The sequence below is a fragment of the Mesorhizobium sp. M0998 genome (assembly GCF_040318885.1).
Lineage (GTDB): Bacteria > Pseudomonadota > Alphaproteobacteria > Rhizobiales > Rhizobiaceae > Mesorhizobium.
Genome location: NZ_JAMYND010000021.1, coordinates 43,249 through 59,036 on the forward strand (window position 1 = coordinate 43,249; position 15,788 = coordinate 59,036).

Consider the following 15,788-nt stretch of genomic DNA (forward strand, 5'->3'; position numbering starts at 1 on the left):
TATGCCAAGGAGCTAAAGAACCGGAGCCGCACCACATGCGCCAGGCTCCGGTCGGGGAAGGGAGATCAGGCCGCTGCCGGCCTGCGTCCAGCTGCCGTCGCCAGTTCGCGGATGCCGGGTTCGATGTGCTGCAACGCGATCGAGGAAATGCCCAAGCGCATGAAACGCGATGGCTTTTCGGTGCGGTCGAAGAAGCGGTCGCCAGGCTCGATGATGACGCTGCGCGAGGCCGCGGCCTCCGCCAGCCCGCGCGAATCGGTGCCGCGCGGCCCCTCGAGCCAGAGGGACGTGCCGCCGGCCGAATCGGTCGAGCGCCACTCCGGTAGGAAGGCGGAAATCGCATGGACCAGACGCTTGCGCCTCTCGTCGAAGGCGCTCGACAGCCGCCGCACCAGCGCCTCGTGATGGCCGAGCGACAGGAAGAGCGCCACGGCGCGCTGGTTGTTCGCCGGCGGATGGCGCAGCATGAAGCGGCGTAGCGCCCGAAGCTCGGAGATCAGCCCGGCCGAGGCGACGATGTAGCCAAGCCTCAGGCCGGGAGCCAGCGTCTTCGACATCGAGCCGACATAGACGACGCGGCCGGAGCGATCGAGGCTCTTCAGCGCCTGCTGCGGCGCCTCGTCCAGGAGCTGGCTGTCATATCCGTCCTCGATGATGATCTGGTTGTGCCGGTTGGCGCGCGCCAAAAGCTCCTGCCGCCGCTCCGCCGACAGCGGCACCATGGTCGGGCAATGGTGGCTGGGCGTGACGAAGACGAAGCCGGAATCATTGGGAATGGCCGAGGTTACGATGCCGGAGTGGTCGACCGGAACCGGCTGGATCTCGGCGCCGGCCAGCCGGAAGATCGAACGTGCATCGGGATAGCCCGGGTCCTCCATCGCCACCTTGGAGCCCTTGGTCATCAACAGCGTCGCCAGCATGTAAAGCGCGTTCTGCGCGCCCAACGTCACGATGATCTCGTCCGGATTGGCGAAGATGCCGCGTCGCGGCAGCAGCCGTGCCTGGATCTGCTCGATCAGGAGCGGATCGTCGCGGTCGACCATGTCGGATGCCCAGTTGCGGATTTCGAGCACCGCCAACGCCATGCGGTTGCACTCGCGCCATTCGGCGGTCGGGAACAGCGCCGGGTCGAATTGGCCATAGACGAAGGGGTATGACGACTTGATCCAGTTGTCGTGCTTGGCCGGCGGCGGCATGTCGCTCGCCGCGATCTGCCGACGCGCCTTCCAGTCGATCTCGTTGGCCTGGTCGGGCGCCTTCTGGTGCGGCTTGGCCGGCGTCGCCAGCACTTCGGGATTGACGAAATGGCCGCGGCGCTCGCGCGCCACCAGGAAGCCCTGGTCGACCAGCTGCTGGAAGGCCAGCACCACGGTGCCGCGCGCCACGCCGAGTTTTTCGGCAAGAATCCGGCAGGACGGAAGCGGCATGGAAGCCGCGATCTGCCGGTCGAGGATGGCGGCGACGATCGCCTGGCGGATCTGCGCCTGCAGGGTCTGACCGGATTCCGCCGAAATCCGGAACAGGCCGGACCAAATGGCCGTGTCGTTTCGCTGTGGCATGGGAGATGTTCCTCGATGGCCAGCTTTTTTCACATGGCTGGACCAGTCGAATGTACCGGTGGCACAAGGTGTTGCGCCAATCAATTTTTCTGATCGCTGGGATTTATGCCAGTGATCCTTTGAGCCGGCCCACGCTGCGCTGCGGCATCGCTGCGCATTGAAACAGATGGGATTCGACCCGATAGTTTGCCGCGACGACACGCGCCGGAAACATCCGGCCTGATAAGATGCATCTCAAGAGACCGGAGCGAAGCAGTGGATCAATCGTCCTTTCAAAAGCAGCTCGACGCATTGCGCGATCACCGTGCGGCCAAATCGGGCTCGATGCGCGAGGCTTTCGCTGCCGATCCGCAGCGCTTCGAGAAATTCTCCGCCAGTGAGGGCGACCTGCTGCTCGACTGGTCGAAATGCGCGGTCGATGCGCGGACTATGGAGTTGCTGGAGAAACTGGCTGAGGCCGCTGACCTCGAAGGCCGGCGCGACGCGATGTTTGCCGGCAAGAAGATCAACGTCACTGAAGGCCGCGCCGTGCTGCACACGGCGCTGCGCAACCTGACCGGCAAGGGCATCGTGCTCGACGGCCAGGACGTGAAGGCGGAAGTCCTTGCCGTACTCGACGCGATGGGTGCCTTCGCCGACGCGGTGCGTTCCGGCAAGGCGGCCGGCGCGACCGGCAAGAAGATCACCGACATCGTCAACATCGGCATCGGCGGCTCCGATCTCGGCCCGGCCATGGCGACGCTGGCGCTGGCGCCCTATCATGACGGGCCGCGCGCGCATTACGTATCCAATATCGACGGTGCCCATATCCACGACACGCTGAAGGGTCTTTCCGCCGAAACCACCCTGTTCATCATCGCCTCCAAGACCTTCACCACGGTCGAGACGATGACCAATGCCGAAACCGCGCGCAGATGGGTCGAGAAGGCGCTCGGCAAGGAAGCGGTCGGCAAGCATTTCGCCGCCGTCTCGACGGCGCTCGACCTGGTCGCCAAATTCGGCATCGCGCCCGATCGCGTCTTCGGCTTCTGGGACTGGGTCGGCGGGCGCTATTCCGTCTGGGGTGCGATCGGTCTGCCGGTGATGATCGCCATCGGCCCGAAGGATTTTCGCGCCTTTCTCGACGGCGCCCATGAGATGGACGAGCATTTCCGCACCGCCCCGCTGGCGAAGAACCTGCCGGCGCTGATGGGGCTGATTGGCTGGTGGCACCGCGTGATCTGCAAATACCCCGCTCGCGCCGTCATCCCCTACGATCAGCGTCTGTCCAGGCTGCCGGCCTATCTGCAGCAGCTCGACATGGAATCGAACGGCAAGAGCGTCACCCTGGACGGCGGCGCTGTAACGACGCCGACCGGCCCGCTGGTCTGGGGCGAGCCCGGCACCAATGGCCAGCATGCCTTCTTCCAACTTCTGCATCAGGGCACCGATTTCATTCCGGTCGAATTCCTCGCCGCTGCCGTCGGCCACGAGCCGGAACTGAAGCATCACCACGACCTTCTGCTTGCCAATTGCCTGGCGCAGTCGGAAGCCTTCATGAAGGGCCGCACGCTTGAGGAAGCCCGAGCGCAGATGCTGGCGAAAGGCATGAAGCCGGCCGATGTCGACAGGATTGCTCCGCACCGCGTCTTCTCCGGCGACCGCCCCTCAGTGACGATCCTCTACAGGAAACTCGACCCCCACACGTTCGGACGGCTGATTGCGCTTTACGAACACCGCGTCTTCGTCGAAGGCACGCTGTTCAACATCAACTCCTTCGACCAGTGGGGTGTCGAGCTCGGCAAGGAACTGGCGACCGGGCTGCTGCCCGTCGTTGAAGGCAAGGAGAACGCCGCAAAGCGGGATGCCTCGACTGCTGGACTGGTGGAATACATCCACCGCTTGCGCGGCCCGGAGTGAAAAGCTTGGCGGACATCAAGGGAATATTGTTCGACAAGGACGGCACGCTCGTAGATTTCAACGCGACATGGCTGGGCATCGCCGACTTCATGGCGATGGATGCGGCCGAAGGCGATCGCTGGAAAGCAGACAGGCTGCTTGCGGCGGCGGGCTTCGACTTCGCCACCAAGCGCTTCAAGCCGGATTCGATTTTTGCCTCCGGCACCAACATGGACGTCGTCGAGCTGTGGTTTCCACGGCTGTCCGACGAGGACCAGATGCTTGCCGTCGCCCGCTTCAACGCCATCACCTCGGCGCAAGGATCGGCAATGGCGGTGGCGCTGCCGGGCGTGGTCGAGACGCTTGGCCTGCTTCACAGAAAATCCTACCGGCTTGGTGTCGCCACCAACGACTCGACCAGCGGCGCGGAAAAGACCCTGGTCACGCTGGGCGTCGCGCAGCTTTTCGACGCCGCCTATGGTTACGACGCGGTGGCCAATCCAAAACCGGCGCCGGATACGATCCTTGCCTTCTCTGATCTGACGGGGCTCAGGCCCTCGGCAATCGCCATGGTCGGCGACAACCGTCACGATCTTGAAATGGCGCGGGCGGGCGGCTGCGGTCTGGCGGTCGGCGTGCTGTCCGGCACCGGCACACGTGAATCGCTGTCCCAGATAGCCGACGTCATTCTGGATTCGGTGGCCGACCTGCCTGATTTTCTTTCGGCGCGGGTCAGCGAGACAGTCTAGACTCGCAGCTAGCTAGTCCGAACGAGAACACGCCGCTCGGTTTCATCGCCGCATTCCTGCCTTCGCCGACATCCGGCACCTCGTATTCGGCCAGCAGGCGAAGCCGCGAGCGGGGCAGATAGGCGCGGCCCGGATCGCCGATCAGCACGGCGATGCCGGCTGCAAGGCAGCGGTCGAGGAAGGGGACGACCCGGCCGGCGAGATCATTGGCGTAGAACAGGTCGCCGACCACCACGACATCCACCGGTGGCGGCGGACCGCTGGTGATGTCTTCGCCAATGATCATGATAGCGACGCCGTTCGCAGTCGCGTTGAGGCCGAGCGCAACCACACTGTTGCGATCGATCTCGGCCGCGACGACCGCGCTTGCCCCGGCTTTTGCCGCTGCAATGCCGACGAGACCCGAACCGGCGCCGAGGTCGAGCACGCGACGGCCGGCCACGGTCTCCGGCCGGTCGAATATGTAGCGGGCGAGCACCGCGCCGCCGGCCCAGACATAGGCCCAGTACGGTGGCTCCGGTTCAGGTCCGTCTTCTTCGGTCGCATGTTGGTTCCATTCGAGAAGCCGCCTGAGCCCGCTTCCCGGATGGGCGGTGTAAAGCCGAATTTCGGGAAGCGCGGGCACGGGGGCGATCCGCATGTTCGCCCGGATGAACTGTGCCGGGTCCGGGCGCGAACCTATGCTCACGGCGTTGGCGCCGGCGATGCAATCGCTCAAGCTGCGCCTAGCCCCGCAACGCCCGGCGCAGGATCTTGCCGACCGGTGTCTTCGGCAGCTCGGTGCGGAACTCAATATACCTGGGACGCTTGTAGCCGGTCAGGTTCTCACGGCAATAAGCCGTCAGCATGTCGGCGGTCAGTGCCGGGTCCTTCTTGACGACGAACAGCTTCGGCACTTCACCCGAATGCTCGTCCGGCACGCCGATCGCGGCAACTTCGAGTACGCCTGGATGCTGCGCCACCACTTCCTCGAGTTCGTTCGGATAGACGTTGAAGCCGGAAACCAGGATCATGTCCTTCTTGCGGTCGACGATCTTGGTGTAGCCAAGCTCGTCCATGAAGCCCATGTCGCCCGATTTGAAGAAGCCGTCCTCGGTCATCACCTTGGCGGTCTCGTCCGGCCGGTTCCAGTAGCCGGCCATCACCTGCGGTCCGCGGATGCAGATTTCGCCGACTTCGCCGAGCGGCAAATTGTTGCCGTCGTCGTCGCGGATCGCGATCTCGGTCGAGGGCAGCGGCAGGCCGATCGTGCCGGTGTAAACGCCGTCGCTGAATTTGTTGATCGTTGCTCCCGGCGAGGTCTCGGTGAGCCCGTAGGCCTCGCTGATCGGGCAGCCGGTCAGCACCTTCCAGCGTTCGGCGATGGCCCTCTGCACCGGCATGCCGCCACCCAGCGTCAGGATCAGCGGCTTGAAATCGAGCTTGCGAAAATCCTCATTATTGAGCAGCGCATTGAACAGCGTGTTGAGGCCCGGAAAGATGTGGATCGGGTATTTCTGCAGCTCCTTGACGAAGCCGGGAATGTCGCGCGGATTGGGGATGAGGACATTCTGCGCGCCTTGCTGCATGCCTACCAGCACGTTCGCCGTCAGCGCAAAAATGTGATAGAGCGGCAGCGCGCAGAGGAAGTTCAGATGCGCCGGCTTCGGCTTGACGGTAAAAGCGTCTTCGGCCCACAGCGCGTTCTGCGCGACGTTCGCCAAAATGTTGCTGTGCAAAAGCATCGCGCCCTTGGAGATGCCGGTCGTGCCGCCCGTGTATTGCAGGAAGGCGATGTCGTCGGCCGCGACCCTTGCGGGCCTGAAGGCCTTGCCGGTGCCCGCCTTCAGCGCGGCGTTGAACTTGACATGGCCGGGCAGCGACCATGCCGGCACCATCTTCTTGACGCGGCGCACAACGAAGTTGACGATCGTTCCCTTGAGCCCGCCGAGCATGTCGCCCATCGAGGCAACCACGACATGCTTGACCGCGGTCCTGGCGATCACCGCTTGCAGGGTGCAGGCAAAATTTTCGAGGATGACAATGGCTTGAGCGCCGGAATCCTTGAGCTGGTGCTCCAGCTCGCGCGGCGTGTAGAGCGGATTGATGTTTACCACGACATAGCCGGCGCGAAGCACTGCCATCATCGCCACCGGATATTGCAGCACATTCGGCATCATCAGCGCGACGCGCGCGCCCTTCTGCAGCCCCGTTGATTGCAGATAGGCGCCGAAGGCGGCCGACTGTCGCTCGAGGTCGGCATAGGTGATCGATTTGCCCATGCAGACGAAGGCCGGCCGGCTTGCAAACTGCTTGCACACGGTGACGAGAAAGTCGCCGATCGAGCTGGAGGGCAGGGCGCCGATCTCGGCCGGCACGATCTTTGGATAACTCTTGAGCCACGGTTTTTCCGGCAGGCCGGCGGCCAGCGACGTGATCGCCTTTGGTAATCTCTTGGCCGGACCTGCCGGCAGTCGTGGCGCTGTCGGCACTGCCTTCGCCGCCGGCTTGGCGGCAGACTTTGCAGCAGGCGCCGTCTTGCCGGTTGCCGGTTTAGCAGCCGCTCCAGCCGTGGTCTTCGCCGCCGGCTTCGCGCTTGCCTTCGCGGTGGCCGTCGGCTTGGCGGCCGCCGCTTTTGACTTGACTGCTTTCGATGTTGCCTCGGCCTTTGCTTTCGCCGCGTTGGTTGTCTTTGCCGGTTTTGCCACCTGTCGCTCCCTCAATCGTTCTTATTGTTTCGGCATGCTTGCGCGCCACCACCGCCCTGATCACAACGATATCCCACGCTTGCCGCAATGTCCGGAACGTGGGAAAATCCGGCACGCTGCCCACCTATCTATGTATTGCCACAAGCGACGGCCGTGCAAGCCTCGCCACCTGGAGTGCGGTAAGACTTGCCGTCAAACCTCTCGGCCGCGACCGGTTTTCGGATGCGCATCTCTTGAACCGAACGGCTCGATTCCCACAATTGGCGGCATCGCCGATCAACAAAAAATTGAAGTCGCTAATAATGTCGTGATCTGCGGATTCGGCTCGTTTTTTCCACAATTTGCCGCGTGCCGGAATTTTTTTCTGCTTCCCGTGGGTTAGGCAAACAAGCAGTTCCAAAGCTAGAAAAACGGTGCTTATATGCGGCCTTCGCGAGCCTGATAGAGGGGCTTGGAAGAACATCAGGGAGTGCTCAATGAAAAAGAAACTGACTTTTGCAGCCGCGTTGCTGGCTGCAAGCGTCCTCGGCGGCATGGCCAATGCAAAACAACTGGTCTATTGCTCGGAGGCTTCGCCGGCCGGCTTCGACCCGTCGCCATGGAGCGGCGGCAACGACTTCGACGCCTCGTCGCGCACCATCTATTCGCGCCTGGTCGAGTTCGAGCATGGCAAGACCACCATCTCGCCCGGCCTGGCCGAGAGCTGGACGGTTTCCGACGACGGTCTCGAATACACCTTCAAGCTTCGCCCGGGTGTGAAATTCCAGACGACCGATTATTTCACGCCGACGCGCGACCTCAACGCCGACGACGTGATCTTTTCCTTCGAACGCCAGTGGAAGAAAGAAAGCCCGTGGTACAGCTATCTGGAAGGCACCGGCTGGGAATATTTCACCGGCATGGGCTTTCCCGATCTCCTGAAGGAAATCGTCAAGGTCGACGACCTGACGGTGAAATTCGTGCTGAACAAGCCTGAAGTCGCGTTCCTGCCGGACCTCGGCATGGATTTCGCCTCGATCGTCTCCAAGGAATATGCCGACCAACTCGACAAGGCCGGCACCAGGCAGCAGTTCACCCAGAAGCCGGTCGGCACTGGTCCGTTCCAGTTCGTCGACTATCAGGTCGATGCGGTCGTGCGCTATGCAGCATGGGACGGCTACTATGGCGGGCGACAGAAGATCGACGATCTGATCTTCGCCATCACGCCCGATCCGGCCGTACGCGCGCAGAAGCTGAAGGCGGGCGAGTGCGATATCATGTCATACCCGGCGCCGGCCGACATTGCCGGACTGCAGGCTGACGCGAACCTCAAGGTCGACGAGCAGGAAGGCCTGAACATCGGCTACATGGCTTACAACACGACGCAGCCGCCCTTCGACAAGGTCGAGGTCCGCAAGGCCCTCAACATGGCGGTAAACAAGAAGGCGATCATCGACGCGGTCTATCAGGGCGCCGGCGCGCCGGCCATCAACCCGATCCCGCCGACCATGTGGTCCTATAACAAGGACATCAAGGACGATCCCTATGATCCGGAGGCGGCCAAGAAGATGCTGGCCGATGCAGGCGTCAAGGATCTGTCGATGAAGATCTGGGCTATGCCGGTCAGCCGCCCCTACAACCCGAACGCCCAGCGCGTCGCCGAGTTGATCCAGGCCGACTATGCCGCCGTCGGCGTCAAGGCGGAGATCGTCAGTTACGAATGGACCGAGTATCGCCAGCGCGGCAAGGCTAAGGATCGCGACGGCGCCTTCCAACTGGGCTGGACCGGTGACAATGGCGATCCGGACAACTTCTTTTTCCTGCTCGGTTGCGATGCCATCGGCCAGTCCAATTATGCGATCTGGTGCAACCAGGAATTCGAAGCCCTGCTGAAAAAAGGCAAGGCGACGACGGACGTCGCCGAGCGCACCAAGATCTACGAGGAAGCTCAGGTGGTGTTCAAGCGTGAGGCTCCGTGGCTGACCATCGCCCACTCCAAGGTCTTCATGCCGATGAACAAGAAGGTGTCGGGCTTCGTTATGGACCCGCTCGGCATTCATCGGTTTGACGGCGTCGACGTCACCGAATAAGTCCTGAGAAATTGAACGGCGGCGCTGGACTTCCCGCGCCGCCGTTCTATGAAGCAAGATGCTCCGTTATCTCCTCCACAAGCTCGCTTTGATCATCCCGACCGTGTTCGGCATATCGCTGGCGGCGTTTGCTTTCGTCCGGCTTCTGCCCGGCGATCCTATCCTGGCCCTGGCGGGCGAGCGCGGCGTCAGCCCCGAGCGCTACGCCCAGCTCATCGAGCAGTTCGGCTACAACCGGCCCTATGTCATCCAATACCTGGAATATATCGGCAGGGTCCTGACCGGCGATTTCGGCATATCTATTGCCACCAAGCGGCCAGTGCTCGGCGAATTCCAGGCGCTGTTTCCAGCCACGCTGGAACTGGCGACAGTGGCGTTGATCATCGCCGTCCTGCTCGGCATTCCTGCCGGTATCTTCGCCGCGGTCAAGCGCGGCTCGTGGTTCGACCAGGCTACGATGGGTGTCGCGCTGACCGGATATTCGATGCCGATCTTCTGGTGGGGGTTGCTGCTCATTATCTTCTTCTCCGGCTATCTCGGCTGGACGCCGGTTTCCGGCCGCATCGGCCTGCAGTATTTCTTCAGGCCGACGACCGGGTTCATGCTCATCGACAGCCTGATCTCCGGCAGGAGCGGCGCTTTCAAATCTGCCGTCAGCCATTTGATCCTGCCGTCGATCGTGCTGGCGACGATCCCGCTTGCCGTCATAGCGCGCCAGACGCGCTCGGCGATGCTCGAGGTGCTGGGCGAGGACTATGTCCGCACCGCGCGCGCCAAGGGCCTGGCGCCGCGCCGCGTCATCGGTCTGCACGCTTTTCGCAACGCGCTGATCCCGGTAGTCACCACCATTGGACTGCAGGTCGGCACCTTGATGGCGGGCGCCATTCTGACTGAGACCATTTTTTCCTGGCCGGGCATCGGCAAATGGATGATCGATGCCATCGGCAAGCGCGACTATGTCGTCGTCCAGAGCGGATTGCTGATCATCGCGCTGATCGTCATGGCGGTGAACCTGATCGTCGACGTGCTCTACGCCGTCATCAATCCGCGCATCCGGGTGCAGTGAGATGACCGACGAATCCGCCGCCGAAGCTACCGCCGCCTCCATCCCGACAGGCGGCAGGCAACGCGCTTTCGCCGAGTTCTGGCACTACTTCTCGATGAACACCGGCGCGGTCATCGGCCTTGTCGTGTTTTCGGCGCTGGTGCTGGTGGCGATCTTTGCGCCGTTCGTCGCCCCACATTCGCCCGACGAGCAGTTTCGCGATGCGCTGCTGGCACCCCCTGCCTGGCAGGAAGGCGGCAAATCGATGTTCCTGCTCGGCACCGACGCGGTCGGCCGCGACATGCTTTCGCGGCTGATCTTCGGGGCGCGTTTCTCGCTGTTCATCGGCCTGGTGGTCGTCGTCTTCTCGCTCACCAGCGGCATCGTGCTTGGCGTGCTCGCCGGCTATTTCCGCGGCTGGGTCGACACGCTGATCATGCGCATCATGGATATCATCCTGGCCTTCCCGTCGCTGCTTCTGGCGCTGGTGCTGGTGGCGATCCTTGGCCCCGGCCTGTTCAATGCCATGCTGGCGATCGCGCTGGTGCTGCAGCCGCATTTTGCGCGCCTCACCCGCGCCGCCGTGATGGCCGAAAAGAACCGCGAATATGTCATCTCCGCCAAGGTGGCTGGTGCCGGTCATCTTCGCTTGATGGTGAGGACGATCCTGCCGAACTGCCTGGCACCGCTGATCGTGCAGGCGACGTTGTCCTTCTCCAATGCTATTCTCGAGGCTGCGGCGCTCGGCTTCCTCGGTGTCGGTGCGCAGCCGCCGACGCCGGAATGGGGCACGATGCTCGCCTCGGCGCGCGAGTTCATCCTGCGCGCGCCTTGGGTGGTGACCTTCCCCGGCCTTGCTATCCTGATCACTGTGCTGGCCATCAATCTGATCGGCGATGGCTTGCGCGATGCCTTCGATCCCAAGCTGAAGAGGTCATAATCCAATGCCTCTTCTCGAGATCAAGAACCTGACCGTTTCCTTCGACACCGCCGCTGGACCATTCATGGCGGTACAAGGCATCGACCTGTCGGTCGAACCGCGCGAGGTGCTGGCGATCGTCGGCGAATCCGGTTCGGGCAAGTCGGTGGCGATGCTGGCGGTGATGGGGCTTTTGCCCAACACCGCGACGGTGAGGGCCGACCGCATGGCCTTCGACGGCATCGACCTGCTCAAGCTCGGCCCATCCGAGCGGCGCAAGATCGTCGGCAAGGACATTTCGATGATCTTCCAGGAGCCGGTCGCCAGCCTCAACCCGTGCTTCACCGTCGGCTTCCAGATCGAGGAGGTGCTGCGCTTCCATATGGGCATGGACCGCGCCCAGCGCCGGGCGCGTGCCATCGAATTGATGAAGTTGGTCGGCATCGCCGACCCCGAGGAACGGCTGGGCTCCTTCCCGCACCAAATGTCGGGTGGTCAGTGTCAGCGCGTCATGATCGCCATCGCCATCGCCTGCAATCCCAAGCTTTTGATCGCCGACGAGCCAACCACGGCGCTCGACGTCACCATCCAGAAGCAGATCCTCGATCTGCTGGTCGGCCTGCAGGCCAAATATGGCATGGGCCTGATCATGATCACCCACAATATGGGGGTGGTTGCCGAGACCGCCGACCGTGTCATCGTCCAGTACAAGGGCCGCAAGATGGAAGAGGCCGACGTGCTGTCGCTGTTCGAGTCCCCCAAGAGCAACTACACGCGCGCGCTCCTGTCGGCGCTGCCGGAAAACGCCGTCGGCGACCGATTGCCTACTGTTTCCGACATGCTGTTCGAGCCGGCCCCATCTGTAGTCGCAGCCCGGTCCGCAGGAGGAACCGCCTCATGAGCGTGACGGTAGTCGAAGGCAAGAACATCGTGCGCGACTATCATGTCGGTGGCGGGCTTTTCCGCCCCTCCCGTACGGTTCATGCCGTCAAGGGTGTTTCGTTCAGCGTCGACAAGGGCAAGACGCTGGCCATCGTCGGCGAGAGCGGCTGCGGCAAGTCAACACTCGCCCGCATCATCACCCTGATCGACCCGGCGACCTCCGGCGAGCTTTTCATCGACGGCAAGAGGGTAGACATCGGCAGGAACGGCCTGTCGAAGGAAATGCGCCGCAAGGTCCAGATCGTCTTCCAAAACCCTTATGGTTCGCTCAATCCACGCCAGAAGATCGGCGACGTGCTTGCCGAGCCGCTGCTCATCAACACCGACAGCACGGCCGACGAGCGGCGCGATCTTGCCATGAAGATGCTAAAGAAGGTCGGTCTCGGCCCCGAGCACTTTAATCGCTACCCGCATATGTTTTCGGGCGGCCAGCGCCAGCGGATCGCCATCGCCCGCGCGCTGATGCTCAACCCCAGCCTTCTGGTGCTGGACGAGCCGGTCTCGGCACTTGATCTTTCGGTGCAGGCGCAGGTGCTGAACCTGCTCGCCGACCTGCAGGACGAGTTTCAGCTGACCTATGTTTTCATCAGCCACGACCTGTCGGTGGTACGCTACATCGCCGACGACGTGATGGTAATGTATTTCGGCGAGGCGGTCGAATACGGCTCGCGCGACGAGGTCTTCGCCGACCCCAAGCACAGCTACACCAGGACGCTATTCGCGGCGACGCCGCGTGCCGACGTTGCCAGCATCAAGGCAAGGTTGGCGAAAAAGAAGGCCGCCTGATCCGGCGAGGTTTGCCGGCCGGCTACCGCTTCTCGATCCCCGGAATGCCGGAGATCTGCTCGGCGAGAAAGTCGACCAGCAGCCGCACCCGGGCAATGCCCGCACGCTCCGGAACGATCAGCATGCTCAGCGGGACGGGAGGCGGAAAATAGCCCGGCAGGACCACTTCCAGCCGGCCGGCCGCCAGGAGATCGTCGACAAGCCAATGGTGGGCGGGTGCGATACCGCGCCCGGCGACAATGGCTTCGCGCGCGGCAAGCCCATGGTCGACGCGAAATCGACCGCCAAAGGGCACCGCAAAGCGTTTGCCGACCGGCCCCTGCAGGGCGAGTGTGTCGCTTCCTGCGATGTTCGACATCCGGATGCCTTCATGGCCAGGCAGATCCTGCGGGACAGCCGGTCTGCCCCGCGCCGCCAGATAGGCCGGCGCCGCCACCAGCAGACGCCGGGATTGCCCGAGCGCCCGCAGTTTCATTGAGCTGTCGGTGAGCGGACCCAGGCGAAGCGCAATGTCGACGCCCTCCCGCACAAGATCGATGCGCTCGTCGGTGAGGCTGAGATCGATGCCGATATCGGGATAGCGGTCCTGAAAGGCGAAGATCAGCCGGCTGACGTGCAAGACCCCGAGCGCCGCCGTGCAGGATATCCGGATCGTGCCGGCCGACGCGCCGCGCGTGCCCCGCGCCTCATCGCCGGCCTGCTCAACGAGGCGCAGGATCTGGACGCTGTCGCCATAGTAACGGCTGCCTTCATCGGTCATCGTGACGCGCCGGGTGGTCCTGCTGAGCAAGGGCACTCCGACGGCCTCCTCGAGTTCTCGCAAATGCCGTGTGACCGTCGACTGCCCAACTCCGAGCTCGCGCGCCACCGCCGAGAGGCTGCCGCGCTCGGCGACGCGAACGAAGGTGCGCATGCGCTCGAGAGTGACGTCCGATCTATCCATTATTCGGCATTATCTTATACATTTCCTACATGTAGTGGATCAGCCCGCGGCTCGCTACCTTTGGTGTCTATCGTCCTTCTTCGGAGTAGACCCATGAAAGTCCTGCTTGTTTTTGCTCATCCTGAACCGCGTTCGCTCAACGGCGCGCTGCGTGACGTCGCCATCAGGGAACTCGAGGCCCAGGGCCACGAGGTGCGGGTGTCTGACCTCTACGCCGATGGGTGGAAAGCCGAGGTGGACCGTGCCGACTTTCCGTCGTGGCCGCCCGAAGCACGCTTCCTGCCGGCCGGCGCCTCCAAAAAGGCTTTTGCGACCAACACTCTGACCGATGACGTCAAAGCCGAGATCGACAAGCTGCTATGGGCCGACACCCTGATCCTCCAGTTCCCGCTGTGGTGGTACGCCATGCCGGCGATCCTCAAGGGCTGGGTCGATCGCGTGTACGCCTACGGCTTCGCCTATGGCGTTGGCGAGCACAGCGACAAGCGGTGGGGTGACCGCTTTGGTGAGGGAACGCTCGCCGGCAAGCGCGCAATGCTGATCGTGACCGCAGGCGGCTGGGAAGAGCATTACTCCGCCCGCGGCGTCAACGGCCCGATCGACGACCTGCTGTTCCCGATCAATCACGGGATTCTATACTATCCGGGCTACGACGTGCTTCCGCCGTTCGTGGTTTACAGGGTGGACCGTTTCGGGGAGGCGGATTTCGAGCCTGTCGCGGAGCGACTGCGCGAAAGGATGCGAACGCTCGAGACAATCCGGCCCATTCGTTATCGGCAGCAGAATGGCGGCGATTACTTGATCCCAAGCATGCAATTGCGCCCCGGCTTGGAGAACCCGGGTGCGACCGCCTTTGCGCTTCACGAGGATCGCGCCGGCGCCGCCGCCCACTCCGATCAGGACAGCCGGGCGATGATGGTGCGCAGCGCCTCGCCGAAGCGCCGGACTTCCTCGATCGTATTGTAATGCACCAGCGAGGCGCGCACGGCGCCGCTGTCCATGCCGAGGTTGAGCCGCTTCATCAGACGCGGCGCATACATGTGGCCGTCGCGAATGCCGATCTGCATCTCGGCCATTTCCTCGACGATCCTCTGCGGCGATAGCGTGCCGACATTGAAGCAGAAGGTCGGCACGCGCTCGCTGAGGCGTGCCTCTTCGGCCACGCCGTAGATCGTCGCGCCGCAATCCTTGAGCACCGCCAGCATTTCGCGCGCCAGCACCTGTTCGTAGTCGCGGATTGCATTCATGCCGGCGACGATGTTGTCGCGGCGCGACCGGTTATTCTCGGACAAGAAATTGCGGCCGATCGATTCGAGGTAACGCACCGCGGCATCCATGCCGGAGACGTTCTCGTAGATGAACGTGCCGGCTTCGATTTTGTGGGGCGGCTCGTCGGGGATGAAATCCTCGCGGAAGGTCGGCAAGCGCTTCAGTGTTTCGAAGCGGCCCCACAGGAAGCCCATATGCGGCGAGAAATTCTTGTAGCCGGAGCAGACGAGATAGTCGCAATCCCAGGCCTGCACATCGATCAGCCCGTGCGGCCCGTAATGCACGCAGTCGAGGAACACTTCGGCGCCTGCCGCATGCGCAATCGCAGCCACGGAGGCAACGTCGACAATCGAGCCGATCGAATGCGCCGTGACCGTGCAGGCGACGAGCCGGGTGCGCTCTGAGACCAGCGGGCGCAAATCGTCGACATGCAGATTGCCGTCGTCGCGCATCCGCCACCATTTGAACTTGGCGCCGGCGGGCGCCAGCGCCAGCCACGTCGCGATATTGGCGTCGTGATCCATGTCGGTGATGACGATCTCGTCACGCTCCCCGTTTGGGCGCTCGGAAAGCATCTGGCCGATGCCGAGGCTGACCAGGCGGATGAACGAAGTGGCGTTCATGCCGAAACAGATCTCCGCCGGGTTGGTGGCGTTGATCAGCAAGGCCACGCTTTCGCGAGCGCCGGCGACGGCTTGGTCGACGGTGACGCTGCGGCCATAGCGGCCGCCGCGCTGCACATTATGCGCGACCAAATGGTTGGTGACCGCATCGAGCACGCTTTGCGGGATCTGCGCGCCGGCTGCATTGTCCATGAAGACGAAGTCCCCGGCTTGCTGCAAGGCGGGAAACATGGCGCGGATCGTCTCGACCGGGAAAGCTGCGGCATCGCCGGTTTTCGAAATCTGATGCTGGTTCAAGGTCGTCTCCTGCGAAGTGCGC

General features: G+C 63.0%; 14 protein-coding genes. 9 read left to right on the forward strand and 5 right to left on the reverse strand.

Features of this window, described 5'->3' with window-relative positions:
* Positions 1 to 65: 65 nt before the first annotated feature.
* Complete coding sequence (pdxR, locus tag NKH59_RS20220) at positions 66 to 1,559, reverse strand: MocR-like pyridoxine biosynthesis transcription factor PdxR (RefSeq protein WP_023676815.1); 1,494 nt, start codon at positions 1,557 to 1,559, stop codon at positions 66 to 68.
* Between the two features lie 255 nt (positions 1,560 to 1,814).
* Between pdxR and pgi the strand changes: the two genes are divergently transcribed.
* Positions 1,815 to 3,458, forward strand: coding sequence for a glucose-6-phosphate isomerase (gene pgi / locus NKH59_RS20225; protein WP_353022846.1), 1,644 nt, complete (start codon positions 1,815 to 1,817; stop codon positions 3,456 to 3,458).
* A 5-nt stretch (positions 3,459 to 3,463) separates the two neighbouring features.
* Positions 3,464 to 4,186 (forward strand): HAD family hydrolase, encoded by a 723-nt coding sequence (locus tag NKH59_RS20230; RefSeq protein WP_352448533.1) that lies wholly within the window; start codon positions 3,464 to 3,466, stop codon positions 4,184 to 4,186.
* Here the strand turns inward: NKH59_RS20230 and NKH59_RS20235 are convergent.
* Together NKH59_RS20235 and NKH59_RS20240 are read right to left on the reverse strand one after the other, a co-directional pair.
* Positions 4,170 to 4,904: a class I SAM-dependent methyltransferase gene (locus NKH59_RS20235; RefSeq protein ID WP_353022847.1), complete on the reverse strand. Its 735-nt coding sequence runs from the start codon at positions 4,902 to 4,904 to the stop codon at positions 4,170 to 4,172. The genes NKH59_RS20230 and NKH59_RS20235 overlap by 17 nt on opposite strands.
* Before the next feature lie 7 nt (positions 4,905 to 4,911).
* Positions 4,912 to 6,543, reverse strand: a complete 1,632-nt coding sequence (locus NKH59_RS20240) for a long-chain-fatty-acid--CoA ligase (protein WP_353022849.1) — start codon at positions 6,541 to 6,543, stop codon at positions 4,912 to 4,914.
* 16 nt (positions 6,544 to 6,559) lie between these two features.
* Here NKH59_RS20240 and NKH59_RS20245 point away from each other — a divergent pair, with 16 nt between their 5' ends.
* The 6 genes from NKH59_RS20245 to NKH59_RS20270 all read left to right on the forward strand — a co-directional run bounded on the left by NKH59_RS20245 (position 6,560) and on the right by NKH59_RS20270 (position 12,634).
* Positions 6,560 to 7,255: a hypothetical protein gene (locus tag NKH59_RS20245; RefSeq protein ID WP_352836842.1), complete on the forward strand. Its 696-nt coding sequence runs from the start codon at positions 6,560 to 6,562 to the stop codon at positions 7,253 to 7,255.
* 94 nt (positions 7,256 to 7,349) lie between these two features.
* Positions 7,350 to 8,942, forward strand: a complete 1,593-nt coding sequence (locus tag NKH59_RS20250; RefSeq protein ID WP_352448537.1) for an ABC transporter substrate-binding protein — start codon at positions 7,350 to 7,352, stop codon at positions 8,940 to 8,942.
* A 58-nt stretch (positions 8,943 to 9,000) separates the two neighbouring features.
* Positions 9,001 to 10,008 (forward strand): ABC transporter permease subunit, encoded by a 1,008-nt coding sequence (locus tag NKH59_RS20255; RefSeq protein WP_023676822.1) that lies wholly within the window; start codon positions 9,001 to 9,003, stop codon positions 10,006 to 10,008.
* Between the two features lies 1 nt (position 10,009).
* Positions 10,010 to 10,927 (forward strand): ABC transporter permease subunit, encoded by a 918-nt coding sequence (locus NKH59_RS20260; protein WP_023676823.1) that lies wholly within the window; start codon positions 10,010 to 10,012, stop codon positions 10,925 to 10,927.
* Between the two features lie 4 nt (positions 10,928 to 10,931).
* On the forward strand, positions 10,932 to 11,807 hold the full coding sequence (locus NKH59_RS20265; protein ID WP_023676824.1) for an ABC transporter ATP-binding protein: 876 nt from the start codon (positions 10,932 to 10,934) through the stop codon (positions 11,805 to 11,807).
* A complete protein-coding gene (locus tag NKH59_RS20270; RefSeq protein WP_353012018.1) occupies positions 11,804 to 12,634 on the forward strand; it encodes a dipeptide ABC transporter ATP-binding protein in 831 nt (276 codons plus the stop codon). The genes NKH59_RS20265 and NKH59_RS20270 overlap by 4 nt, the downstream gene beginning before the upstream one ends.
* A 22-nt stretch (positions 12,635 to 12,656) precedes the next feature.
* On the opposite strand, the gene NKH59_RS20275 is transcribed toward NKH59_RS20270, so the two are convergent.
* Positions 12,657 to 13,577: a LysR family transcriptional regulator gene (locus tag NKH59_RS20275; RefSeq protein WP_353022851.1), complete on the reverse strand. Its 921-nt coding sequence runs from the start codon at positions 13,575 to 13,577 to the stop codon at positions 12,657 to 12,659.
* A gap of 93 nt (positions 13,578 to 13,670) precedes the next feature.
* Here NKH59_RS20275 and NKH59_RS20280 point away from each other — a divergent pair, with 93 nt between their 5' ends.
* Positions 13,671 to 14,543, forward strand: coding sequence for an NAD(P)H-dependent oxidoreductase (locus tag NKH59_RS20280; RefSeq protein WP_352540503.1), 873 nt, complete (start codon positions 13,671 to 13,673; stop codon positions 14,541 to 14,543).
* Here NKH59_RS20280 and NKH59_RS20285 read toward each other — a convergent pair.
* The gene (locus tag NKH59_RS20285; RefSeq protein ID WP_352540468.1) at positions 14,474 to 15,766 is read right to left on the reverse strand and encodes a cysteine desulfurase-like protein; all 1,293 of its coding nucleotides are present in this window, start codon (positions 15,764 to 15,766) and stop codon (positions 14,474 to 14,476) included. The genes NKH59_RS20280 and NKH59_RS20285 overlap by 70 nt on opposite strands.
* Positions 15,767 to 15,788 lie beyond the last annotated feature (22 nt).